The organism is Desulfosediminicola flagellatus, assembly GCF_005116655.2.
Lineage (GTDB): Bacteria > Desulfobacterota > Desulfobulbia > Desulfobulbales > Desulfocapsaceae > Desulfopila > Desulfopila flagellata.
This window is the reverse complement of record NZ_CP050698.1, coordinates 154,131-178,613: the sequence shown is the minus strand read 5'-3', so window position 1 is coordinate 178,613 and position 24,483 is coordinate 154,131. Positions and strand designations below refer to the sequence as shown.

The window sequence follows — 24,483 nt, the reverse complement described above, 5'->3', positions numbered from 1 at the left end:
ATGTTATGAAAATTGTTATTATCGGCTCAAAAGGCCAGCTAGGACGAGATTGCTGCGACATCCTCTCTCAGGACAATTCAGTTGTCGGTTGTGACATCCCCACAGTGGATATTGGTGACCAGAAGAGTGTAGACAACTATATCACCGAGACTAACCCTGATGTAATTATCAATTGTGCTGCCTATACTGCCGTTGATGCATGTGAATCTGAACAGGAACTTGCCTGGAGAGTAAATGCAACCGGCCCTGAGTTTCTCGCAAAGGCAGCCAATAGACACAAATCCCGCCTGATACACATTTCTACCGATTATGTTTTTGATGGTAAACTGGCGCCTCCTGCTGCCTATAAAGAACAGGACAAGACAAATCCGTTATCTGAATATGGCCGATCAAAGCTTGCAGGAGAAAAAGCTGTTATAGCCCATGCAGAAAACCATCTCATTCTTCGCACAGCCTGGCTCTATTCACCTTACGGTGGCAACTTTTTAAAAACCATGCTCCGGCTCACACTGGCGGATGGAGATCGCGAAATCAAGGTTGTAAATGACCAGTACGGGTCCCTCACATGGTCATACACGCTTGCTTTACAGATTCAGAAACTGCTCTCGCCTGATATACAGGGAATTGTACATACTACCTCTGATGGATATTCAACGTGGTATGAAGCTGCCTGCTACTTTCTTGACATAATGGGCGTTAAGCACAACCTGAAACCGTGCACGACTGCAGACTACCCAACACCAGCGCACCGCCCGGCAAATTCAATTCTTTCTAATAGCAGATTGGATGAAGCAGGCATTTCAAGCTTTGCCAGCTGGCAGGAACATCTTGATACTTTTGTGGATAAATACAGAGAACAACTTCTAGACGAGGCAAAGAGTCAGCAATAACCTGCATAGATTCCAGGTAGGCTTACTACCTCCGACAAACATCCGGCTTTAAACACTCAGTCCTATGACCTATCCCCTAAGTCCTTAGCTGTTAAGCCGGATCATTAAAACTAAAATCATTTATCAAACAGAGAATGTATTTTTCAATATCGCTTGTCAGATTGAAGATCTGAAAACCGGTTATAAAGAAATCAGGGTTTTCATCCGGCTTACACCATCTGCTGGTCGCATCAATCAGTATTTCATCCTTGTCACCGATCTCTGACGGTAAACGCATTCTCAATCTATAATTTTCATTTACCGGCACCGGGTTGTCACTTATCAACATGAGCCCCTTGGAAGAAATGTCGACTATATGCCCTATAACCTTGCTGCTCATTCCATCAAACACCCGCAGGTAAAACACGAGATGTCTTCTCTCCACCCCTCGCATGTCCTTTCGATCTTTAACAGCTCCTTGCTCATCCATCTCTTACTCCTCATTACAACCTGACAAGTTCGACATCACCTGCTGCCCCCAGCAGTTCATCACAGATTATAACCACACCGTGAATATTATCTATCTGCCTTGCGCATGCCAGTGCGTGCTGAATAGCTGCTGCACGATCTTCAGTTTTACCAACTTCGTTCCCAAGCCTTGTTGCCGCTGCATCTGCAAGAGCTATTGAGCCGGCCACCACGGTTACCGAGTCTGCTATGCCAAAACTCAAGGAATGCCCCACCGTGCCGGACGAAGTACACACTCCACATGGAAGCTGGTCTTTGGTGATGCGTATACCAATATTATAACTCAAAGGAGACTCTCCGGCAAAAATACCGACTGTACAGTCTTCTTTTCGGTGTAAATATATATCGCCGCCATTTTCGACGATCACCTCCTGCACACCACTTGCAAGCAACCTGCGACCAACAAAACCGGCTACGGCACCTGCAACCGCAGCCATTGGACCTACGCCAGCTTTTTGCCCTGCGCTCATCATATCTGCAATTAAGGGAGTGGCAGAAGAATCAGCCGGTAATGGTGACAGGGCAGACAAGAATTCAGGATGCTTATGGATATATCGTTCTATCTGTAATCGGGCTTCAAGCACCAACCCCTTAGCCTGTTCCTCGACATGTACATCAGCACGTATGTGTAAGTCCGTTTCAGCCACTCTAACCAGGGATGAAACAAGTTCATTTCCTGCAGCTACTACACGATACTCACGTTCAACATATGACTCAGGCTCTTTTTTCTTAGACTGAGACCTCATTACTCTATCCGCCATCCAATAACCATCTTACGCATGTAATTCGTTAGTCTTCGTAAAACTATATGCCAAACAGGACCTGCTATTCAAGAGATCCGTCTCTTTTGGCATACTTACTCCTCAGGCTTGGCCTCAACCTTTGTATCTTTTTCTTTTTTACCCAGCAATTTTGAAGAAATTGGTTCAAGATATTCTTTAAAGGCATCCAGAGCAATTGCCGGTTTTTTCTGCTGTAACGCCTTTCGTACATCTTCGTTTTTTATCATCTCTCTCGTTACATCAACTGCCTCATTCAACACTCCACAGGTCTCACATGTTTTAAGCATTTTATTCTCAGGAGGAAGCACACTTCCAAGAATCATATGCATCAGCACAACAACAATAAGCGCCTGCAGAAAACCAACAACACCACCAAGAACTCTATCGAACCAACCGACAATAGATACCTGAACGGCATGGGTTAACATTTTGCCCAGAAGCATTATCACTATATATGTAGCGATAAACATAATTACATAACTTACCAGAAATACGATTTGCGGATTATCTGATACCTCTCGTAAAAAAGGAAAGAATTTGTCATGATACTGGCTGGCAACAAGATAACCGATATAAAGGGCCAGTAGGCCTGTAACCTGCTTGAGCAATCCAAGCCATATCCCTCGACCTATCAGTAGAGAGAAAAGGCCTAAGACCACCATGTCATACATTGTTATGCCTACTGCAGATTCCATGAATATCCCCATTTATATTTACTGTTACGCTCGCATAGCCATCCTGAATAAACACACAAGTAGTTAGCAATGTCTATTGAAATTGCAAGTAATTTCTCTTTTCACCCCTACACGGAATATCCTGAATGTTTGTAAATATTTTCCCCAAAACTCTTCTAAGCCTGATGAAACAGACATACCCACGACATCGTTTCCAGGCCGTGATGCTTCCCCTCATATCGCCTAAAGAATATACCGCCCGAGCAAAAGATGTTCCGCATCACCGCCACCTGATTACTCCAGAAGAACTAGCGAAAGCAAACTCATTCAGCATACCTAAACGACGTAAAGAGTGGCTCACAGGTAGAATCTGTGCCAAGGCTGCTGCATTAATGTACCATAATCTCATCAGTACCAATACTGAACCTGACCTTTTCAAAATATCCGCAGAAAATGATGATAATGGTCGACCGTTTTTATCCGGCAACCTTACAGAGGAATTGCAAAACGCAGATCTTTCTATCTCCCATGGTGCCGACTACGGCCTCGCTCTTATTGCAGATAGTATATGCGGTACAGATATACAGGCCCCGAAGGACACACTTACACGTGTTCGTGAAAAATTCTGCACCCAAGTAGAGCAGGAACTGTTGCAACTACAACTTCCAGAATTAAACGAGCTTCAGCATCTCACTCTTATCTGGACAGCCAAGGAAGCTGCTAAAAAAGCACTCAGTCACAAAAGAATGCCGGGTTTTTTAGAATTGATACTCACAACAACAGAGCCGCATACAACCGGCTGGATACTCACATTCCTTGTTAGCAAAAAAGAGCATGAAGCATACCCGAGTACAATTTCTGTAGTTACAGAATTATATCAAACTCATGCTATCGCCCTTTGCCTTAATCATGAGGTAAACCATGCCTGAGTTGCCGGAAGTCGAGACTATCTGTAGAGGCATTCGCCCACATATCCTCAACCGTACAATTCTAAAAATTCATCATAGCGGAAAAAGGCTAAGGAAAGATGTCCCACTTGAAAAACTTCGGACCCTGCTCATTGGACATAGAATTGTAGATGTACAAAGAAGAGCCAAATTTCTTCTTATCCATATAGAAAATGGCACACTGATGGTTATTCATCTGGGCATGACTGGCAATCTTGGACTCTTCACCCCGGAAACCACCCCTCACAAACATTGCCATCTACAATTTCTTTTAAATGACGGAATGGAGTTACGCTACACAGATGTCCGACGTTTTGGATTTATAGAGATTTTGGACCGACGGAAGGCAACCAATATTGAAAATACTCTTCTCAAGACCACCGGGCCAGAACCATTCAGCGATATCTTCAACGCAGCCTATCTCTTCAAGGCAGCAAAGGGGAAATCCCAACCAGTTAAGAGCTTTATCATGACCAATCAGATAGTTGCAGGCGTCGGAAACATTTATGCCAATGAAAGCCTGTTCGTTGCAGGAATTAATCCTAAAACACCAGTCGGCAAGATATCCAAGGGTTCATGGGAAACACTTATAAGCAATATCAGAAAAGTCTTGTCGCATGCTATTGAGTGCGGCGGCTCAACGATAAGCGATTACGTAAACGCGAGCCAGGAAACTGGATATTTTCAGATAAACTTCAAGGTTTATGGAAAGGATGGAGATACATGCGCACTGTGCAAATCTATCATCCAAAAAACCGTTATTGGTGGACGGGCAACGTTTTTTTGCGATAAGTGCCAAAAATAATTTGTGTTCAGAGGAAGTGTATTTCAATTTCGGCACAAACGATACATCTGTGTCACTTGTCAAAAATACTTCTTTACAATCAAATCCCTATCACATTATGGCAGCTCGTTTTTTTGTTTTCACCTACGACCGATGGAGTATTACAAGTCTCATAAATCACATCTACTCTCGACCTGGCACTCACCTCCCCCCCAATGACCATTCACTTTTCCTTAAAACTCTTTTTATAGACACAGTCAGCTTCTGCTAAAAGGCATTCCTCACTCTCAAAACTTTAAAAAAAACAGACACCACCCGCCAAGGCACTACAAATACTGACATCTTCAAGCCCCATCGCTTTTAACCTCAAAAAAACCTAACACATACACGCTTTACCACTTGCGCCAACAAATACTCTATTGTATGTTAGCAACACCTACTTGGCATATCTTTAAAGTGGGTGATATTTCATTTAAAGTTACATATCTTCACTCATTAGACGGAACACGTTTTTCGTCAGGCTTTTGTAGGCTTGGCCAGTCTTAATGCAACTACGATTTGCTTATTTGAGAGGATTGTCTCCGCACTGTACCAGTCTCTAAGATCGTTTCAGCGCAGCAATTGTCAACAGATATTCATGTCAATGACAACCGGTCGAATTTTCTTCTCACGATAGGAAAACAAACAAGAGGTCAACGTAATTGTTCAAAATTGCAGGTGCATCTGCAATTCAACATCTGATTTACAGATGTTGAAAACCATCTCAATTGGGGGGAAACCTATGAAAAAGGTAATGAAAAAAACGGCATTGTTAACTATTGCTGGTATGAGTCTTTGTATTGCAGCAACTTTTTCGAACGCTGCAACAGTTCCAGGATTTCCTGAGCACGAAATCATCAATCCGGATACATATGGTACTGTTGACCCATATGATTATGCTAGTGTGGCAACTCTGTTTGATACTAATGATGCTGGAGATGTAGGCTATTATATATTTGCTAATGCCTTGAGGACTGAGTGGACCATTTTATGGACAGGTGGTACTGGCACTACCTTATTCGACGGTGTCATTAATCTAGTTAACAGTGACATTGATTCATACAGCGAAATAGCATTCGAGTCAAATGACGATACGTTAACTGTCGATGCTATACCTGGTATTGCTATCAATGATCAGTTTGATTTAGATGCGACTGCAGGAAGTGGGCCTAACTCCTGGTATGATGGTTTTACATTTACAATAAATAACCTTTCTATGCCTGGTTATTTGGCTTTTGACTTGTCAATTAATAATAGCCATTCTTTCGGTGATACAATTTATTTCGGTGACGGTGCCACCCAGATAGTTTCAGGAACAGGTGGAACCTTCGGAATAACGGCTCCGGTACCCGAACCTACAACAATGCTGCTCTTCGGTGCTGGGCTTGCTGGGCTTGCCGGAATTAGCAGAAGAAAGAAAAAATAGCTCTGACAATCTGTTCTCTTCTTTCATCCTAAAACCCGCTGATGTTCCGGCATCAGCGGGTTTTAGGAACAATAGGGGACATACTAGAATGGCGCTAGTTTAAGGCTTTGGCCACATAGTTGTCACGGTGGGTTATTTGGTTCATTTTATGCCTTGGTTTGGTCAAAAGTTGGTAGGCTTTAGGACGTCGTTTCCTACATCTCGGCTCACTACGACCTGGTCTTTGCTTAAGAGGTGAGTCTGCTAATGCCTCGTGCAAATCATTGAGCAGTTTATTCATCTCAACTCTACTCAATTCCTCACGATTGATTTGTGGGCTCCAACTGCGAATTGCCTGCAAAATCCCTTTGAAACTGAGCTTTCTTACAGGCAGATCAGCCTTTTCCGCTGCTTCGTACATTAACCTGCGAATACAGTTGTAGGCGATAAAGTGCATAACTAATTCTTTACGTATCAACTCAGGTGTCTGACAACGTAAAATATCCATACCCATTGTTATTTTTATATCTCGAAAAAACAATTCTACATCCCATCGCTTCAAGTACAAGCTCGCAATTTCATCACTGAGATATCTGACGGAATCAAGCAAAGTAGTTACGATATGGAATTCTTTTGTCCTGAACCCTGGATTATCCACCACGACCCGAATTTGCCTTAAAGTTAGCTCCTTGGGAAGTTCTGCCATGGTTTCTCTGGAATATGATAACTGAGGTGTATACTTGGGGCGATCCCATTTTATCAGTAGGTCATTAGGACCAAGAAATTTCAGACACTTTGACTTGCCAACAGGTTTCCTCCTAGCAAGTGTTATGACACTGTCAACGCCTTTTTCCTTCAATTTTGCGGTGTCGTAATAACTACAGAACCCCTTATCCCCAAGAAAAATATCACCTGCCTTGAATGTCTTCCACTGCTTACGTAGCAGTGGGAGTTCATGATTCTTTTTGTTTCCAATTTCATAACTGAGCAAAGAACCACTTTCCATGGAAAAGCAGGCACACACCCGTGCAGATGGAAAGCCACAGACAGGTTTCTGTAATGAAGATTGTGGCCACGCTTCTTGGTTTTCATGAGTATCCGGCATGCTAAGGCCTGTACCATCAACAACGATGACCCTACGGTTATATAATAGACCTGTTTGGGTCGATTTATCCCCCAGTACCGCTGTGTGCTGAAAAATGCTGGTAAGGCTCTGCTGATCCAATTTTTTTCTGGCTGTACAATAGGATGCTGTCGTTGATGACGAAATTCTGCCCCCTTTAACTGAAGCATAGGATTGAAGTTTTCTGACAACCTCTTTGCAACCACCGTCAGCATCAATAACTTGGCCTAAGAAAGCCCAGAATGTATTCTCCTTAGAAAATATACTCCTGCGACTCATATCTCCAGCTTGCTCAGGTTTAAGATATTTTCAAGGAATGAACCGGTCGAAATTTTCCCCGATTTGTTTAAACAATTTCTGTCTTAGAGAAGCAATTTTGTCTGCTAGTACATGCTGAGCTGAACGAGGTTTTCGGCCTCGAAGAGGTCTGTAAAAGCCGAGCAAATTTGGGTGTGAATTCTTGTGTTTTTTCATGCCTCAGCTTAACAGTTTGTGCCAACATTTCCAGGTCGTTTTCATGTAAAAAAGCACATTAAACTAGCGCCATTCGGGACATACTACGATTAAATCCTTGTATAGTAGCTCAATGTCCTGATTATTGACTCTATGCCAAGACGATCAAGAATTATCATACAGGAGGTACCCCTTCACATCATTCAGCATGGAAATAACCGACAAGCATCTGCTTTCGCAGATGAAGACTATTTGTTTTACTTGGACTAGCTGGAGTAATACGCCAAGGCTACGTGTTGTTATATTCATGCTTTTGTCTTGATGACTGACCATGTCCACATCCTCCTGACTCTTCTAAAACAGGATAGTGCAGGCAACCTGATGAAACGATTAAGCCAACGCTACGTACAGTACATAAACCGAACATATAAACGCAGCGGAACATTATGGGAGGGGAGATTTCGCTCCTGCGTTGTTCAGCAACAGAAGTATCTCTTTTTCTGCCAGCGATATATTGAAATGAATCCGGTATGCGCAGGGATGGTTACGCATCCGGAATAATATAGATGGTCGAGCCACTCTGCTAATACACAAGGAAAAAATTGATCTTTGATAGATCACCATTATCTCTACTATAGCCTTGGTAAAACAGAGATCGAAAGGCAGACGGTTTACCTGAATATGTTTCGTTATGAGTTAGAAACAGGAGAGGTAGACAAAATCAGAAAAGCAACGAATGGAAATTTGACACTTGGCAATGAACGATCCATTAAAGAGATAGGAGATGTGCTTGGACGTCAAGTCTCAGCTGGCAAAGCTGGGCGGCCAAGAAAACAAAGGGATGAAGTCTGATATATCAATTTACTTTACATCTGATTAGAAAGTATAAATTAATACAATACCAAGTATTCGTGGAACACCTCACCTCCCCCCCTTTCCAAACAGCACCGTTTTAACCGTTTGAAATATTACCAACAAATCCAAAGCGATCGATATATGCTTAATGTAATACAAATCGTATTCAAGCTTTCTCAATGCATCCTCTTTTGACGCCCCATACGGGTAACACACCTGAGCCCATCCAGTCACTCCCGGCTTTACACCATGCCGAATATGATAATAGGGTATCTCTTTTACTAATTCCTCGACAAAGACCTGCCTTTCCGGCCTAGGACCGACAAGGCTCATCTCTCCTTTCAGCACATTCCATAATTGAGGAATTTCATCAATGCGAACTTTTCGAATGAAACCACCAAAACGAGTCACCCGATCATCATTCTCTTTTGCCCATACAGCTCCGTTTTTTTCTGCATCCTGGCCCATTGAACGAAATTTTATAACCTTAAATACAGCACTATTCTCACCAACACGTTCCTGCAGGTAAAATACTGGTCCTTTCGATTCAAGTTTAATAATAATTGCTGACAACACCATTATCGGCAAAGATAGAATGAGCAAAAAACCTGCAGAAAAAATATCAAGTACCCGCTTGAGCATATATTTAAAGCGTGAGAGTGTAAATCCATCCGAAAAAATAATCCAACTAGGGTCAACCCGTTCGACTAATATTTTCCCAGTCATACGCTCATAAAAGGTGACCCCTTGCTCAATTATTACACCCCGCATTTTACAATTCAACAGGGTTCGAACAGGAGTTGCCCCCCGCCTGTCGTCTGGTGCAACAATAATACGAGAAATCTGCTCTTCAGGAAATATTTTACTTACATCCCCGATGCTTTCAAGAACCGGAGCCTTGTTAGGATTATATGGAAGTTCCTTACTACCAATGAAAGCACGAATTCTATATACTGAGTCTTGCCTGCCCTCAATTTCCATTGAGATTTCATTAGCAAGACGCCCATCACCTATAACGACGATATCCTGCACAAACATCTTCTTTCGCAAAACCCTGTAATACATGAAGCGATATAACAATAGTATAACACTCGTAATTAAATAACCGGACCAGAAGATTCGAGTTGAAATAATAACTGGGGGAGCAATATAATACACCCAAGCCAGTAAAATACACCCAACCCCAAAAGCCTGAGTAATCCTGGTAGCTGTATCCGGCAGGCTTTGATGCTTACTCAGGTCGTATAAATCAAAAAAATACAAACATAATTGGAAGATTAATGTCACTATCATCGCTTGGGCAGTATACAAACCCAAATCTATCATGAACAAACCGGTCCCTTTAAATAACCAGTAAACAGATATCATAGATAAAAATATCAAGAATCCTTCGCCAACAAAGAACATAATGTTTCTTGCTGGATAATACTTATTAAAGATATATGGCATAATAATTAGCACTCTAAAACATTTGGATGACTGACAACTTCCACACTACTTACTCTCACTTTAAATACGTTAAGTCTTACCTACTCCCTAACCTATTGTCAACCTATGTATAAATTCCCCCCGACTAGTCAATCAGACAGTTCAGGTTTGAAAGCAACCGCCCCACATTTTAACCAAAAATTTATTTCAAGCAGTAACCTCTCATAACGACGAGAAACACATCTCTCTGAACTGTTTTCCTCGAACGTGGCGCTTGATAATCCTGCATAATCGTACCATCACTTATATAGATGAATCAATGCGATAGGTGATTATTAAAACTGAGACAGCCGAGGAAGTCGTAACCCACTAATAATTCCATACATTTATTGCTAAAATCCAGCATCCTATTAAATACATAACAACAGCACAATACATAGAAATGGCATAACAATTGCGTTAACATGGCAAAGTCACCTTCAAACACACTCTCATTGCTCACCATGAAGTTTGTTACATAAAAGTTACGCCCAGAACGTTTCTTGATGTCTTTCTGTTAAATCAGTTGATTCCCTAGGCGATTTCTCTTTCAAAATACGACACTCATTCAGACATTTAACCAATTCGAAACATGCTGTAAAGCACCTTATAGCTTCCGTTTACCTGAACATCTTTTTCCGTTAAAATGGAAGATCTACCATCATTCATTACAGCTAAATTTGAAATTGATATGAAACCAAAGGGAAAACAATTAGAAATCATAAACGACATACCTGGAATCATTCTTGCAGGTTCTAATAACACACAAGGCATATTCACTACGTTGCCTGATAAACAGATGAGCCTGAAACCTCAAACGGCACTAATACAAGGAAAGTATTAACAGGACTTGATTTTAAGCTTTGTCCTCTTCATTGTCACGACATGGCTGGCCTTAAATGCCTGACTAATAAGAGTTGTACGGAAATTGCTACATTATCGAACAAAAATCACCACCATCAATGCAAATTCAGCAAAGATGTTTATTTTGACAGTTACAGAAATACGACATTTATTTCCACTGGTAAACTGGAGGAGTTCTAATGACAAGCAAACCGCTTCTTGGCGAATTACTAGTCCAAAAAAATATGGTATCACAGGAAACAGTCAATCAAGCGCTAAAACTACAGGTTGGAGGACTACGTAGGTTAGGCCACATCCTTGTCCGCATGAAAGCTATAACCGACGATCAGTTAGCCGAAATTCTTGCAAGCCAGCTTGATGTCCCTATTACTCAAATCAGTGAGGCCTACTCCGAGGAAGTAAAGAAGACCTTACCGCGCTATTTATGTCGACAGTATGGTGTTATGCCACTCAGATTTAAAGCAAACAATGTTTTAGAAATCGCTATGGCAAATCCTTCCGACCACGAAGCTATTAGTGATCTTGAACATTATACAGGCACAGTTATTGCCCCTTGCCTGGCAAGACATTCAGACATTGAGAATGAAATTCCACGCCGTATCCCCTTCGGTATACGGGATATTTTCTCTCCACAAGCAAACACGTTGTTGACCAGAGCGATAGCATCTTTCGCTCTCATCTGTGCAGTAAGCGTTGGATTATACACATTGAACTATGTAAAAGAAGCACGCGACGGTACTATTTCCGTTTCCGCAGACATGACCCTTTATCACAATCATGACCTAACTCTTGCTGTAGACAATAAAGGTACGTACTCCCTACAGGGCCATGGTGCTTTTGCTGATGGGTTGTACAAGGCTGAGTTTTCCGATATTCAATATTTGGAAAAGTTTGTAAATCAAAGACAAAACGATTTCTCAGACAAGCAACACAAGTGGTTAAAGTGGGCGATCCAAACAGCAGACCAAAATAATGAAAAAAGTCTTCTCGCCCAAAACTAAGTTCTCGCTGCCTTTAGAATTTGCATACTGAACACCAGATTCTTGGAGTTTTAAAAATGGAGATCGGGTCGGATATGTTGACTTCCCAAACTAAAATTTGGACTTTTATGTCTAGAACCAAACAACTGTTGAGTGTTAGTTGCGCTGTTCTCTTACTTCTCTGCTCGGTACTGTTGTCATCCTCTTATGCAGTGGGGACTCATACGCTATACCTTGATTTGGCTTATACCGCCCCTAATGTCTCTAACAACACGCACACTGGTTATAGACTCTACCTGGAAGATTCACTGGTCTGCGAAACCACTGATCCTAATGCAAACGTCCTCACCTGCTCAGTTTTTAAGGAGGATGGAACCTATGATTTTTACCTTACAGCAATTTATTCCGATTCGACAGAGAGCTCAAAATCTCCCGCTTTCACATTAACTTTGACCACTGGTGGAGGAACCGATACTGGCGGAGGAACCGATACTGGCGGAGGAACCGATACTGGCGGAGAAACCGATACTGGCGGAGGAACCGATACTGATGGAGGCTCTGGAGATCACAAAATAACATATTCATTCAGCTCGAATAGCAATGAAACCGATATTACTGGATATCGCATGTATATGAACCAGTCTCTACTATGCGAAGTCGCTCCTCCAACCGATGGTTCTATAAGTTGTTTAACCGACCTTATCAGCTCTCTAATGGCATTTTCAATTGCAACAGTTGATGCAAGTGGAGTCGAAAGTTCTAAGTCAAACTTCCTACAATTGGACCCGACTGATTTTCCTGAGTTGTTTCAAAAAAAAGACCTCGTTTTCACATGGCAATATTCAGATTCCCCCTCAAACTCCGGTGGATTCCAAATTTACAGCAACTCAGAGCTATTGTGTCAAACACGTGATTCGACAGCTAGAGAGGTTACATGCCCAATTGACATACTTAGCCCCTCTCACACCTTCACCATTGTAGCAGTTGACAACCAAGGCAATCTTACCACACTTTCAAATGCAATTACATACACGCCCTTTGCAGATTTAACTACACCAGAACCATCGCCAGAAAAACTCACATCTATTATCACAGCAACTCCAACTACAGGCAATACTCCTCTTTTGGTCGCCTTCTCAGCAACAAACTCTACTGGAGATATAAAAAGTTATAGCTGGGACTTTGGTGACGGTGACCAAGGAAGTAACCCAACAATTAATCATACATATACTATCCCAGGAACATACTCTGCCAGTCTTGAAGTGACAAATACCAGTGGATTGACAGCTATACAATCAATACCGATCATTGCTGAGACATCTAATACAAGCTCAGAACCACCAACAGCAATCCTGTCGTCATCCACCGCAGCTGGCCAAGCTCCGCTGGATGTGATTTTTGACGGTTCCTCATCCATCACACCTAACCCCCCAATACTCAGCTACGACTGGCTTTTTGGTGATGGTACAAATTCCACGGGTGAAATAGCATCACATATTTATAGTATTACCGGCACGTACATTGCCGAGTTAACAGTTTCCGATAATCAAGGACTGACAGATTCTACAACCACCCCAGTAGTCGTTGTCGGGCAGTCAGTAGCAAATGTGAAACCAGTAGCAGTATTATCAGCAAACCCAACACAGGGCAATGCACCACTCACAGTTAGTTTTGATGCATCTTCATCCTATGACCTCGATGGTACAATCAGTACATATAAATGGGACTTTGGTGACGGAACAACATCATTCGGCATATCTGCACAGCATACCTTCAATAATACAGCCACTTACACTGTCTCTTTGCTAGTCACTGATGACAAAGGTGAGAGTTCGATATCTTCTAAAGAGATAGCTTGTAATACATCATTACCTGAAATTAATTTCAGGTATGAACTTGCAGAAATAAACGTAGACCATGAATGGGCCCTGGTGAAACTTGAAAACCCATTTGTTAACCCAGCAATATTTACTAGTGCCCCAACAGCCAACGAAGAAGACCCCGTTGTTATTAGGCTACGTAACATAACACCTGAGAGTTTTGAGATTCGTCTTCAGGAATGGCAGTACCTAGATAGGGTTCATACCGCAGAAGCAGTAAGTTACTTAGTGATGGAACAAGGTCAAACCTCTCTTAGTGACGGTACGGAAATAGAGGTAGGGACCTTTACCGGAATGACAACAAAAGGTACCATATCTTTCCAACATGATTTTGCGAATCCCCCAATTGTTTTTACATCCATTCTCACAGTAACCGAATCTGATACAGTTATTGGCAGGATCTCCGAGGTATCACCTCAGAGTTTTAACTTCGAATTGCAGGAAGATGAAAATAGTGATGGAATTCACGCTAATCAAATCGTTGCTTATCTTGCCTGGGAACAAGGTAGCGGAACAGAAGGTATTCTTGGGTATGAAGCAGCTATAGCCACAGAGTCTATAACCGATAATTGGACTCCAATATCATTCGGCAACGCATTCTCGTCTTTACCATTTATAATTTCCCAACTTCAGACTACCAATGAAATTGATACAGCAAGCCTTAGAACAAAAGCTCAATCAGTGTCAGGGGCTGATTTTCGTATAGAAGAGGAACAGGCAAAGGATGATGAAACCATTCACCTTCCAGAGGTTCTTGGCTACTTAACATTAGGGTCGTCTGATATCGTCCCAGCTCCTCCCCCTGAACCAACAGATCCTCAAAGCAAAAAACTAACGTTAAGATGGCTTTTTGATGGCGATGAAACAACTATATCTGGCTTCAGAGTTTATCTGAACAGCTCACCTATTTGTGAAACAACAAACCCTGCAGCTAGAGATTTAACCTGCTACACACCATTTACAACAGACGTATTGACTTTCGCCATCACAATGTTGCACCCAGATGGGACTGAAAGTAACCCTGCAGTCATTTCCAGCCTCAATTCGTCTGAATTCCCAGAATTATTTGATATTTATTCAGCAAGATTTTCCTGGCAATACGACCCTTCCCAGGAGAACTCAATTGCAGGTTTCAGAGTATATAATAACGATATCCAGATTTGTGAGACATCAGACCCTTCTGCCCGAGACCTTATTTGCGAAATCCAACTAGTTAGCCAAAACAACAAATTCACTATTAAGGCAACTGATGAATCCGGAGCTACATCTAACCCTACAAACGAATTAAACTACTCACCGTAAGATCAACTGATTTACCAGAGTGGAGGAATATAATGAAACCTGAAATTAACATTTACGGAAGGAAAAATATGATTCGTAATACAAAATCGTTGTTGCAATTCACAGGTTTAATGCTCGCTGCGTTAATACCAACCAGTACATTTGCCGCAGATTTTCAAGGCTCTCTCACTGGAGTAACCATTACAGACGCAGCCAGCACAAACATCCCTCCAGTTGCTAAATTCTCATATTCGCAGGAAGCAGACACTATCACCTTTGATGCTGGCAGCTCGACTGATTCAGACGGGAGTATAACCAAATATAAATGGGACTTTAGTGATGGAACGAAGGCAGAGGGACTTGCGGCCAGTTATACACTCTCAGACCCTACTGCTAAAATTCAGGTCACGCTTACCATTATTGATAATAATAATGGAGTTGCTCTTACCCAGCAGACAATATCCCCCTCAAGCAATAGCGTATTCGATGATTTCAGCATTAACTCCACAGCAGACTACACAGTCATCTCTGGCGGACTTGATATACATGATGGCCTAGCTTATTCCAACAGTTCATGGACTTCCGCATATGCAATTCATAATAACAGTCTTAAGTCCGGAGACCACTTTGTTGAAGCGACAGTGTACACAGATGGATCTAACTCAACAGGCGGAGTGATTTTCAGATTTGACACATCAAATAATACTGGATATTTAACCTCATTCTCAGGTGGAAAGGTCGTATTGTATAAATACAGTGCCGGTAAGAATACCTGGCTCAGTCAATTTGCCGGCGGTTATTCCGAAGGTAACTATCAACTTCGAGCTGAAACCCAAGGGAACAGCATAAGTATCTCTGTAAATGGAAATGTTGCTATACAAACAACTGATAACAGCTATCTAACCGGTAACTCTATTGGGTTATATCTTAAACCCAATGGAAAAGGGGCTCTTATAACTGTTGATAATCTTGCAGGGGAGTAAAGTAAAAACCAATCGAAATTGTTATTCTTTACCTTTGGCATTGACGAATGTTATTTGGTAACGCGGATACAGCGAAAGCCATTACAGTCCAATCAACACCCTTAACATTCAGGGAAAAGTTATTTTATTCCCAAAGGTGTTCAAATTTTCGTTTATTAGAAAGCAGGATAAACATGAAAAAAATATTGTTTTTTTTATTAATATTTCCAAATTTATGCTTCAGTGCCGACTATCACATCGGACCAGATCAATCATACCCTACAATAGCATCTTTTAACTGGCCGTCATTAAGCGCTGGAGATCATGTTTACATTCACTATGCCATCTATAAAGAAATGATCTGGCTCAGTGGAGTAGGTAGCGAATCAAACCCTATTGTAATTGAAGGTGTCCCAGATGATAAAGGTAGACTGCCTGTACTAGACGGCGACAACATGATTATACCTCCGTCGTACGATGGACACTTATCTAAATATGATGCGAGTGGTGATGGGAAATTGGCACAAGGATATGGCATGATATTCATTCACTGGTCGAATACCGTTTACGGGACATCACCAAAATGGATAACAATCAAGAATTTTGAAATCAAATCCAACACGCCAGAATCCTATAGTTTCACCAATACCAACGGTGTTGTACAACAATATCCAAATGGAAACGCTGGAGTGTACATTAAGACAGGAGAAAATATAACGCTTGAAAACCTCATCATTCATGACACAGGTAATGGTGTAGAATGCCAAGGGGTCGATGCTATGGTAAAAAATCTCACTGTTCGCTCATCGCATTTATATGATTTTGGTCGTACTGACGGACGCAAGTTCCTTGAGCATGGCGTTTATACAGAAGCCTCGAGTCTAGTTTTAGAATATAATATCATCGGCCCCCCAAGAGATGGTACATCGAACTCTGCCATTAAAAGCCGAGGAGCTGACACGATAATCAGACACAATGTTATTTATTCAGGCTCAAGAACAATCGACCTGGTAGAACCAGAAAACCAATCATCGTATGAATGTGACGGCACCGGTCATGTCCCTGGAAAAATGCACGATGAACCCGGATTTGAAAATTCTTGGGTTTACGGTAATCTTTTTATCAATAGAAAAATTGGTACAATTCCCTCAGCTGCTTACTTGATGCATTATGGTTATGACAATTGTCCCGATTTATCTAGAAATGGTAATTTAAACTTTTACAACAATACAGTAATCCACGACATAGACGCCAGTGACTCTTGGAATAGTGCGCTATTTGATATAGCACCGCTAGGCACAGTAAATGTCCGAAATAATTTAGTACTTTCTTTGGGTGATACAAATTTCCATATAGCCTATCACTCTAAGTCTACAAAATCAGGTACCTATAACATGGACGGGGGTAACTGGATAACAAGTGGATACACTAATGTGCGTAGCGGATATACGGCTGTTTTCAACGAAAATGTACCAATTCTCAAGGGGGATAATACAGGTGTAGTGGTAAATTCTGCAAATCAGGGCCTGCCAGGTCTTCCACTAATTAATGGAGGTATCACTCTACCTTCTTCCTGGACATTAAATCACGACATCGACAAGCAATACACTCATCCAAGGACATATACAAACAGAGAAGATATTAGCCAAATAGGTGCAATGCATTTTTACACAGAACAAGGTGCACCCATGATTTTAAATATTCTAGTAAAATAGAATCGCAGCTCAAAATAATTGATTTTATTTTAAACACTGACCGCCACAACAAACAACATTCAAGTTCACAACTTTTTTAACTTTTTTAAGATTAGGTACCAAACCTTGGCTATGGAATAAAATCACAATACGACATCGTGGTGAAACGCAGAGGGAAAACATTACTTCTTGAATATGAGAATATTATATTCTTAATATTTTCCTCTTTTTCTTACTCCACTAGTGGTTACAAATATATTTTCGTACAAATCGTCAGCAAATGAGCGCCATCTTTTGCCATTTCTTTTCTCCTTCCTTTGATCTTATGATTCAGGGTTTATGAGGCGCTTACTACAATAGAGCTACTTCATTTTATATTTCCATAACAACGTTGAAGAGCATCCTGCATCGTAACTATTGGACTCCACTGAAGTAATTCTTTAGCTTTCCTATTAGAAAAACTGTGCCCTTTCCACATTGCATCAACTTTATAAGGTGTAAAAACGGTGGGTAAATGCCCTTTTGTCAAATTACTATACCAAACATTAAGTTTAGCCAGCTGCCGCAACACAAGGTAAGGGATTCGAACTGACCGAACACTGCTAATTTCCTTCTTGTACCTAGCTAATAAATAGTTACTTTTCGGTAAATCATCATCAACTGCACAGAACACCTCGCCTTCCACCCCGGCAACCAAACCAGCTTTTATTATAAGATCAGCACAATTGGTTTTATAGGTTAAAGGTATCTGATTTCGTCCTCCCAGATGGAGAAATAGACCAAATAGCGACAATCCAATACGAGATGATAATATTGAAAAAGGAGGGCCAAAAATCACCCCAGGCCGCACAACTACCAAGGGTAATCCCTTTTCATTGTAAAATTCCCAGGCTAACTCTTCCTGCATTTGCTTGGTAAAAGAATAAGGGTCACGAAGCTCAGGGTGACGATCCATGGGAATCGTTTCATCAATTATTCCGTTTTTAGCAACCTCAGTTGCCCCAATAACACCAAATGAGCTGCAAAGAACAAATCGTGAGATTGTACTATCTGCACACACAGCAAACAAATTTCCTGAACCCACAACAGTATTAGCTACCTGTGCAGGCACACTCCCTGTAACAGAAGCCGCTAAATGAAGTACAATATCTACTCCAGACACTGCATCTCTAAGAGCATCAAGGTCATTGAAACTAGTATGGAATAATTCTAGTGATTCTGGTAACTCGCCATCAAATAATTCTCTAAAAACTTGGTCAGATGCACCGGGACGAATCAAACATCTAACATTCTGATTGTATTGCGACACAAGTAATCGAACAACTTCCTTACCAAGATAACCAGCACCACCTGTAACTAAAATCATGAGCTTTCTCCAGATCCAAAACCAATATCGTTTATCTCACACTCATGAATAATTGCATCCATTACTCGAGTTACTCTCACAGCTTCGCCCATAGGTATTGGCATTTCCTGCCTCCCCTCAATGGCTTCATAAAACTGGCTAAACAGGTCACCCAGCCCTTGGAAATAGTGTAATCTCGCGAAGGCTAGCCCCTTAATATTAAAATACAGTTCTCGCATAGCCTCTTTAGCGTCACGAGCTGCCCATTGCACTTTTGCAAATGGGCCTGGCATATTTGCACCACAAGTGAGTCTTAAAGTGCGAGAGTCAGTACTGGCTGTAACACTTGCTTTGCTGCCATACGCACGAATAAACGTTTGAACAGGTCTCGATCTACAGGTAAAAACCAAATTGGCTGTAATATCTCCTGAGACTAAAACAGCACGAATCTCATCAAAAAAACGATCTCGATAATCATGAAAGCGCTGAGGCCGAAATCGATAACCGTAAGCTTTAACACATATGTTGTTGCCCGGCATCATACCCAGTATGAGGGATATCGGATGTGAGATATTATTCTGAGCCAAGCCACCAGGAAGTGAATGCAGCCAATGACTCGGATCACCCATGAAAACAGCCCCAAAAGGTCCGTCCAAATTGTAACCCATTGTTGCCTCTAAGTGTGTTACTTTTCCTAGTTGTCCATCATTACTCATCTTTAGTAATCTTTGGTATGCCGGGTCATAAACACTATTATGCCCAACACAAACCAATCTACCTTCATTATGAGCAATTTCTACAATTTCTTCAGCCTCATTGACATTGATGGTAAATGGTTTCTCTATATAGACGTGTGCACCATTTTCCAAACACAATTTTGCTAACAGAAAATGACTTCCAGGGGGAGTAGTGATGTGAACAACATCAGGTTGAGCGTCTTGAAGCATATGCTGAACTTCTGTATAGCACCCTTGGATACCGAAGCGTAATGATAATTGCTTGGCCAAATATTTATTCAAATCACACACTGCCACAACTGAGACATTAGGAATTTTTTGTGCTTCCTGCACGTGTGCATCTGCAATTTGTCCACAACCTATAATAGCAACTTTCATAATTAATTCCGTAGAACACTCCATTCTGTGAGTAGAATACCATTCTACTCCTAATTAGGTTTGGATACTTCCATATTTCTATTCTACTTGCGCAGAACGTCTTTTCGCTTCAACCAATTCCAACTTTATGAAAGCAATTATTTTAAGTTACAATGAGATACAAGTTAACACACCATAGTGTTAGAGCCACATTATCGATCTTCATATTTGGGCGCTAGTAAGGTTATAGCATTACCCAAAGAAAGTCATAATCCAGTTTATTGGTACTATTAACGTTATAGTGCAATCATACTTCGATCTATCATGTTCATTTTCATAACATAATAGGAGGCATATTAGTTGTCACATTTTGTAGATCTAAATCAATTGATCAAAGACCTTACTCAACTGACCTGTTAGTTCTTTTCTAGAAAACCGAGAGATGTCTACACCTTTTCTCTTTCGGATACTTTCTATATTTTCAGAAATTATCAATAGTTTTCGAGCTATATCATCAACATTTCCGGCTTCAGCAAAGGTAACATTATCATAATTTTCAGAAAGGAGTTTTTTGAGTTCACCATCTGGGAGGATGGCAAAAATGTGTTTTCCTGTAGCCATATATTCAAACACTTTTGCTGCGATAATTTTATTGGCGCCAGGCAAGTCACTCAGGACAAGTAATAAAACATCACCACTACTAAACTCTTCTATTAATGTCTTATGCTCAACATACCCTAACAGTTCAATACTTTTTCCGGAATCGAATTCTTCGAGATATTTAAGTTCAGCATCGACAACCCTCCCAAATATTTTTAGTCGTAAAACTGCAGCAGTTGTATCATCATTTTGGAAAACTAAGCGTAAAGCATCACAAAATGTGCGAAGAGAAGTAGCCTTCCAGACAGTCCCTGAGTAAATAATTGTAATATCGGAAGTATTACAACTAGAGTCGTTAAAACCACCACAAATAAAATCCTGTTCATCATACCCATTGGTAATTACGGTCACCTTACTTGCATTGACGGGGTATAGCATGACAAGCGAGTCTAAATAGCTCTGAGTTGCAACTGTAATAGCATCGCATTTAGATACTACGTATCTTTCTAAATACTGATCTAAAAATTTTGCAAACCGATTCTTAGATGCATTCTCCAACTGACTACGCGAAAAACTCCACTCATCCCTATAATCAAGAACCACAGGTATTTTAAAAATGTTGCCAATAGCTACGACAGGAATAAAAGTAGAAAATGGAGGTGCGGTAACAAACAAACAATCAGGTTTTTCGTTGCGAATGATTTTTATCAGTTTAAAAATAAGACCTGGCCACCACAGGATCTGAACATCAGGCAGTAATATATTTGATAATATATTTTTCAATACCTTTATTAAGCGGATTCCGATTCCAGGATCCGAGACTGAGCGTGTTTTTTTCTTAGCATATGATGGTTCAATTGACCCGGCACGAAAGATACTAATTCCATGTGGAATTTCATCCAGCATGGCCTGATCTATAACTGGTACTGATGGGTTGGCTACTGTCAATACCATAGGTTCCCAGCTATAATCTCGTAAATATTTTACAAATTTAGTAACCCGCTGAACCCCTCCTCCCCCTATGGGGGGGAAGGCATATGCTACAACAAGGACATTTTTCATAATTTAGCAGTTGCCTGGTTGGATTTTTTATGAAGAAGAATTCTGGCAGGCACACCGCCTATTACGACATCGCTCGGAAACGATTTATTAACAACTGCATTGGCACCTATGGTCACATTATCGCCAATGGTTATACCTCCGAAGACCTTGGCACCTGACCCAATGAATATATCATTTCCTAAAACAGGACATCCCTGCTTTTCCTCACCAATAACTACACCACTTTCAATAACGACATTACAACCAGCACATGTTTTTTTATTAATAACGACGCCAACGCTATGCAATATAACGAAGCCTCTACCGAAGGAAGCCCCACATCCAATGACTGCTCCACATAATATTGCATTAAGTTTACAGATAACAGCTGCAAGAGGTTTCGTAACTAAATGGGTATTAAAAAAGTCCATTGAGCGAAAAAGGACCATACTGAGAGAGGCATCGCTACACAGAGATCGAAAAAATGACTTTTGGGATTCCTCACCATATAACCATTTACCTTTTACTCTAAAATCATCGACTATTTTCATTTTTCGAAACAATTAGCTAATTTTTTTGAATAATCTTGCCAGGTATACAAATCTTCGGCATTGTCATCATAAGGAGGGGAGTTTAATGCCTTAATTATAGCTTGTTGTAACTGTTGGGGATCCTTAGCTGGAATTAAATACAAGTTCTTGTGTAATTTTTTCAATTCAGGTGTACCGCCAACTGCTGTAGCGACAACTTTAGCATTACATCCTAAAGCCTCGACGACAACATTAGGTCGCCCTTCACTGTAGCTTGGCAAACATACAACATCGGCTGAATTCATTAATTTAGCGATTTGAAGTGGAGGACAATTACCCATGAATAAGGTGCGATCGGCAACATTATAGTGTTTCAGATCATCCAGCAATTGTCGTCTATATGGACCTTCCCCAGCAATAACCAGCCTGGCGTTTGAATACAATGGATTATCAATCAATCCAGCATAAGCTATCGCCAATTCAGCTAACCCTTTTGTTTTTAATAGATTACCGACATAAAGTACTATTGTCTCTTCTTCACTCCAAGCAAATTCATCCCGTACCTTGGATCGGTCCATCTTGTGAAAAATCTCTCTATGAATACCATTATATAAGACTTCTAACTTATTAGAATCCGCACCAAGATGTATCAATCTTTCCCTTAATGCTGCGCTTACGCAGATAGTTAACCTGGCATTACTTATTGCTTCCAAAGTCATTGTTGTAACGGAATTATTATTACTTAACCTGTTAACATCAGTACCCATAGCCCTCAGAACAGAAGGTATCGAATATAGTTCAGCAATTTTAGAAGCTGCCCACCCATCAGGATAAAGCCATGTTGAGAAAACAAGATCTGTTTTATCCCTTCCAAATATTTGTGACACACACGACTTGATAGAATTCAAATAAAACCAGCCATAATAATTGCGCAAGACACCAGGAGGGTACCACAGCGTGGGATGATAGACAGAAATCCCATTTTTTTTATAATGAAATTGTATATTATTTTTAATTTTCAAATGCCAAGGAATGGGATTAACGACCTTAACATCATAGTAATCTTTCAAGCCTTCAAGTGTATGAACGCTATAAGTAGCATTCTGATTAGACAATTTATTAGGGAAAATTGTAGAGATAAAAAGTAACTTTTTTTTCAAACCGTCCCCTTTAGCATACTACGATATAGTGCTTCATACTCTTTTGCTGATCTTCTTATACTGAATTTATCTAGTACCCGCTGTCGGCCAGCTAAACCATATGCGTCACGCAATTCACGACTCTGCAGGAGTTTCAAAAGTTGTTCCGCGAAAGACTCTGGGTCTTCCGGAGGTGTGAGTATCCCTGTTTCGCCATCAATAACAACTTCAGGATTACCACCAACATCTGTTGCTACAACAGGCAACCCACTAGCCATCGCTTCAAGCAATGTTATCGATATCCCCTCACTTTTAGAGGACAAAACAAAAATATCTATGCAATTCAATATAACTGACACATCATATCGAGGACCTAAAAATATAATTCTGTCTTCCATTTCAAGTTCAGTCGATAGCTGTCTAAGCGTATTTTCCTCAGGCCCCCCACCAACGACAACCAGTTTAAATTTAGAATAGGATTGTGACAGTAAATCACATGCAGTGAAGAGAGTTTTATGATCTTTAACTGGAGCCAGTCTCGCTACAATGCCGATTAGAATGACATCGTTTTCTATATTTGCTAATAATATTTCCTGCCTATTGCAGCTTCTGGCTGAAAATATATCAGTGTCAACACCATTTAGGATAGTTGCAACCTTATTAGCATCTAGGTTTAAACTATTAATGTACAAATCTGAAATATCTTTTGAAACTCCAACCACTCGTTCTGATAACATGCTTGAAAAGCGTTCAAGCAATTTAGACTGAGTGCTAGTAAAATCGTGTACACCATGCCTGGTGTGAATAACAGGGACCTTGGACAAAAAACCGCCGATTGCACCATAAAAATGAGCCCCCTCATTGTGTGTATGAATAACATCGATGTTGTTTGCATTCGCATACTTTTGGATAGCTAATGCACAGTTCAATTTAACACCAGGTTTTTTATCTAATACCAACACTGGAAATCCAGCGTGTTGTTCCCCAAAAGCACCTAACGTTTCCAGGCAAACCACATGACTATCGATACTGCTCAAATGATGATGCATTAGATCAATCACAAATTTCTCTAAGCCACCTATTTTCAGGCTTAGAACAACATGCAATACTTTAATTCTTTTGTAATCATTGTATTCCATTGAACTTT

At 40.8% G+C, this 24,483-nt stretch carries 21 protein-coding genes; 10 read left to right on the top strand and 11 right to left on the bottom strand.

The genetic code is table 11. The features are described 5' to 3' along the window. The first annotated feature begins 5 nt into the window (after positions 1–5). Entirely contained in the window at positions 6–890 is an 885-nt protein-coding gene (gene rfbD, locus FCL46_RS00755) for a dTDP-4-dehydrorhamnose reductase (RefSeq protein ID WP_136807941.1), read from the top strand. 91 nt (positions 891–981) lie between these two features. Here rfbD and FCL46_RS00750 read toward each other — a convergent pair whose 3' ends face one another. From FCL46_RS00750 to FCL46_RS00740, 3 genes are all read right to left on the bottom strand, one after another. Continuing rightward, positions 982–1,359 (bottom strand): PilZ domain-containing protein, encoded by a 378-nt coding sequence (locus FCL46_RS00750; RefSeq protein ID WP_136807942.1) that lies wholly within the window; start codon positions 1,357–1,359, stop codon positions 982–984. A 13-nt stretch (positions 1,360–1,372) separates the two neighbouring features. Next, complete coding sequence (locus FCL46_RS00745; RefSeq protein WP_217909542.1) at positions 1,373–2,143, bottom strand: UPF0280 family protein; 771 nt, start codon at positions 2,141–2,143, stop codon at positions 1,373–1,375. 110 nt (positions 2,144–2,253) lie between these two features. Next, a complete protein-coding gene (locus FCL46_RS00740) occupies positions 2,254–2,874 on the bottom strand; it encodes a CvpA family protein (RefSeq protein ID WP_167505893.1) in 621 nt (206 codons plus the stop codon). A gap of 125 nt (positions 2,875–2,999) precedes the next feature. Between FCL46_RS00740 and FCL46_RS00735 the strand changes: the two genes are divergently transcribed. From FCL46_RS00735 to FCL46_RS00725, 3 genes are all read left to right on the top strand, one after another. Continuing rightward, on the top strand, positions 3,000–3,782 hold the full coding sequence (locus FCL46_RS00735; RefSeq protein ID WP_136807944.1) for a 4'-phosphopantetheinyl transferase family protein: 783 nt from the start codon (positions 3,000–3,002) through the stop codon (positions 3,780–3,782). After that, the gene (gene mutM, locus FCL46_RS00730; protein ID WP_136807945.1) at positions 3,775–4,605 is read left to right on the top strand and encodes a bifunctional DNA-formamidopyrimidine glycosylase/DNA-(apurinic or apyrimidinic site) lyase; all 831 of its coding nucleotides are present in this window, start codon (positions 3,775–3,777) and stop codon (positions 4,603–4,605) included. The genes FCL46_RS00735 and mutM overlap by 8 nt, the downstream gene beginning before the upstream one ends. A 760-nt stretch (positions 4,606–5,365) precedes the next feature. Beyond that, positions 5,366–6,049 carry a PEP-CTERM sorting domain-containing protein gene (locus FCL46_RS00725; protein WP_217909541.1) on the top strand — a complete coding sequence of 228 codons (684 nt, stop codon included), beginning with the start codon at positions 5,366–5,368 and terminating at the stop codon, positions 6,047–6,049. Positions 6,050–6,143: 94 nt separating this feature from the next. Here the strand turns inward: FCL46_RS00725 and FCL46_RS00720 are convergent, their stop codons facing one another. Further along, a complete protein-coding gene (locus tag FCL46_RS00720; RefSeq protein WP_217909540.1) occupies positions 6,144–7,430 on the bottom strand; it encodes an IS4 family transposase in 1,287 nt (428 codons plus the stop codon). A gap of 495 nt (positions 7,431–7,925) precedes the next feature. Between FCL46_RS00720 and FCL46_RS27915 the strand changes: the two genes are divergently transcribed. Further along, complete coding sequence (locus tag FCL46_RS27915) at positions 7,926–8,165, top strand: transposase (protein WP_217909539.1); 240 nt, start codon at positions 7,926–7,928, stop codon at positions 8,163–8,165. A 48-nt stretch (positions 8,166–8,213) separates the two neighbouring features. Then, the gene (locus tag FCL46_RS27910) at positions 8,214–8,456 is read left to right on the top strand and encodes a hypothetical protein (RefSeq protein ID WP_217909538.1); all 243 of its coding nucleotides are present in this window, start codon (positions 8,214–8,216) and stop codon (positions 8,454–8,456) included. Between the two features lie 69 nt (positions 8,457–8,525). Here the strand turns inward: FCL46_RS27910 and FCL46_RS00710 are convergent, their stop codons facing one another. After that, positions 8,526–9,827 (bottom strand): TIGR03013 family XrtA/PEP-CTERM system glycosyltransferase, encoded by a 1,302-nt coding sequence (locus tag FCL46_RS00710; RefSeq protein WP_167505894.1) that lies wholly within the window; start codon positions 9,825–9,827, stop codon positions 8,526–8,528. A gap of 1,142 nt (positions 9,828–10,969) precedes the next feature. Between FCL46_RS00710 and FCL46_RS00705 the strand changes: the two genes are divergently transcribed. From FCL46_RS00705 to FCL46_RS00690, 4 genes are all read left to right on the top strand, one after another. Next, positions 10,970–11,791: a cyclic di-GMP-binding domain-containing protein, MshE-related gene (locus FCL46_RS00705; RefSeq protein WP_136807947.1), complete on the top strand. Its 822-nt coding sequence runs from the start codon at positions 10,970–10,972 to the stop codon at positions 11,789–11,791. 107 nt (positions 11,792–11,898) lie between these two features. Then, a complete protein-coding gene (locus tag FCL46_RS00700) occupies positions 11,899–14,952 on the top strand; it encodes a PKD domain-containing protein (protein ID WP_136807948.1) in 3,054 nt (1,017 codons plus the stop codon). A 32-nt stretch (positions 14,953–14,984) separates the two neighbouring features. Beyond that, positions 14,985–15,914, top strand: a complete 930-nt coding sequence (locus tag FCL46_RS00695) for a PKD domain-containing protein (protein ID WP_136807949.1) — start codon at positions 14,985–14,987, stop codon at positions 15,912–15,914. 173 nt (positions 15,915–16,087) lie between these two features. Beyond that, positions 16,088–17,608, top strand: a complete 1,521-nt coding sequence (locus tag FCL46_RS00690; RefSeq protein WP_136807950.1) for a right-handed parallel beta-helix repeat-containing protein — start codon at positions 16,088–16,090, stop codon at positions 17,606–17,608. Positions 17,609–17,954: 346 nt separating this feature from the next. On the opposite strand, the gene FCL46_RS00685 is transcribed toward FCL46_RS00690, so the two are convergent. From FCL46_RS00685 to FCL46_RS00660, 6 genes are all read right to left on the bottom strand, one after another. Then, positions 17,955–18,953: an NAD-dependent epimerase/dehydratase family protein gene (locus FCL46_RS00685; protein ID WP_136807951.1), complete on the bottom strand. Its 999-nt coding sequence runs from the start codon at positions 18,951–18,953 to the stop codon at positions 17,955–17,957. Beyond that, complete coding sequence (locus FCL46_RS00680; protein WP_167505895.1) at positions 18,950–20,047, bottom strand: Gfo/Idh/MocA family protein; 1,098 nt, start codon at positions 20,045–20,047, stop codon at positions 18,950–18,952. The genes FCL46_RS00685 and FCL46_RS00680 overlap by 4 nt, the downstream gene beginning before the upstream one ends. Positions 20,048–20,404: 357 nt before the next feature. Continuing rightward, a complete protein-coding gene (locus FCL46_RS00675) occupies positions 20,405–21,688 on the bottom strand; it encodes a glycosyltransferase (RefSeq protein WP_136807953.1) in 1,284 nt (427 codons plus the stop codon). Next, a complete protein-coding gene (locus FCL46_RS00670) occupies positions 21,685–22,218 on the bottom strand; it encodes a serine O-acetyltransferase (protein ID WP_136807954.1) in 534 nt (177 codons plus the stop codon). Before FCL46_RS00670 ends, FCL46_RS00675 begins: the two co-directional genes overlap by 4 nt. Next, on the bottom strand, positions 22,215–23,357 hold the full coding sequence (locus tag FCL46_RS00665) for a glycosyltransferase (protein ID WP_136807955.1): 1,143 nt from the start codon (positions 23,355–23,357) through the stop codon (positions 22,215–22,217). The genes FCL46_RS00670 and FCL46_RS00665 overlap by 4 nt, the downstream gene beginning before the upstream one ends. Next, positions 23,354–24,475, bottom strand: coding sequence for a glycosyltransferase (locus tag FCL46_RS00660; protein ID WP_136807956.1), 1,122 nt, complete (start codon positions 24,473–24,475; stop codon positions 23,354–23,356). The genes FCL46_RS00665 and FCL46_RS00660 overlap by 4 nt, the downstream gene beginning before the upstream one ends. Positions 24,476–24,483 lie beyond the last annotated feature (8 nt).

Bases quoted from the DNA above. Each gene is read 5' to 3' on its own strand.
- rfbD (WP_136807941.1), top strand. From the start codon at position 6: ATGAAAATTGTTATTATCGGCTCAAAAGGCCAGCTAGGACGAGATTGC.
- FCL46_RS00750 (WP_136807942.1), bottom strand. From the start codon at position 1,359: ATGGATGAGCAAGGAGCTGTTAAAGATCGAAAGGACATGCGAGGGGTG.
- FCL46_RS00745 (WP_217909542.1), bottom strand. From the start codon at position 2,143: ATGAGGTCTCAGTCTAAGAAAAAAGAGCCTGAGTCATATGTTGAACGT.
- FCL46_RS00740 (WP_167505893.1), bottom strand. From the start codon at position 2,874: ATGGAATCTGCAGTAGGCATAACAATGTATGACATGGTGGTCTTAGGC.
- FCL46_RS00735 (WP_136807944.1), top strand. From the start codon at position 3,000: ATGTTTGTAAATATTTTCCCCAAAACTCTTCTAAGCCTGATGAAACAG.
- mutM (WP_136807945.1), top strand. From the start codon at position 3,775: ATGCCTGAGTTGCCGGAAGTCGAGACTATCTGTAGAGGCATTCGCCCA.
- FCL46_RS00725 (WP_217909541.1), top strand. From the start codon at position 5,366: ATGAAAAAGGTAATGAAAAAAACGGCATTGTTAACTATTGCTGGTATG.
- FCL46_RS00720 (WP_217909540.1), bottom strand. From the start codon at position 7,430: ATGAGTCGCAGGAGTATATTTTCTAAGGAGAATACATTCTGGGCTTTC.
- FCL46_RS27915 (WP_217909539.1), top strand. From the start codon at position 7,926: ATGACTGACCATGTCCACATCCTCCTGACTCTTCTAAAACAGGATAGT.
- FCL46_RS00710 (WP_167505894.1), bottom strand. From the start codon at position 9,827: ATGATATCTGTTTACTGGTTATTTAAAGGGACCGGTTTGTTCATGATA.
- FCL46_RS00705 (WP_136807947.1), top strand. From the start codon at position 10,970: ATGACAAGCAAACCGCTTCTTGGCGAATTACTAGTCCAAAAAAATATG.
- FCL46_RS00700 (WP_136807948.1), top strand. From the start codon at position 11,899: ATGTCTAGAACCAAACAACTGTTGAGTGTTAGTTGCGCTGTTCTCTTA.
- FCL46_RS00695 (WP_136807949.1), top strand. From the start codon at position 14,985: ATGAAACCTGAAATTAACATTTACGGAAGGAAAAATATGATTCGTAAT.
- FCL46_RS00690 (WP_136807950.1), top strand. From the start codon at position 16,088: ATGAAAAAAATATTGTTTTTTTTATTAATATTTCCAAATTTATGCTTC.
- FCL46_RS00685 (WP_136807951.1), bottom strand. From the start codon at position 18,953: ATGATTTTAGTTACAGGTGGTGCTGGTTATCTTGGTAAGGAAGTTGTT.
- FCL46_RS00680 (WP_167505895.1), bottom strand. From the start codon at position 20,047: ATGAAAGTTGCTATTATAGGTTGTGGACAAATTGCAGATGCACACGTG.
- FCL46_RS00675 (WP_136807953.1), bottom strand. From the start codon at position 21,688: ATGAAAAATGTCCTTGTTGTAGCATATGCCTTCCCCCCCATAGGGGGA.
- FCL46_RS00670 (WP_136807954.1), bottom strand. From the start codon at position 22,218: ATGAAAATAGTCGATGATTTTAGAGTAAAAGGTAAATGGTTATATGGT.
- FCL46_RS00660 (WP_136807956.1), bottom strand. From the start codon at position 24,475: ATGGAATACAATGATTACAAAAGAATTAAAGTATTGCATGTTGTTCTA.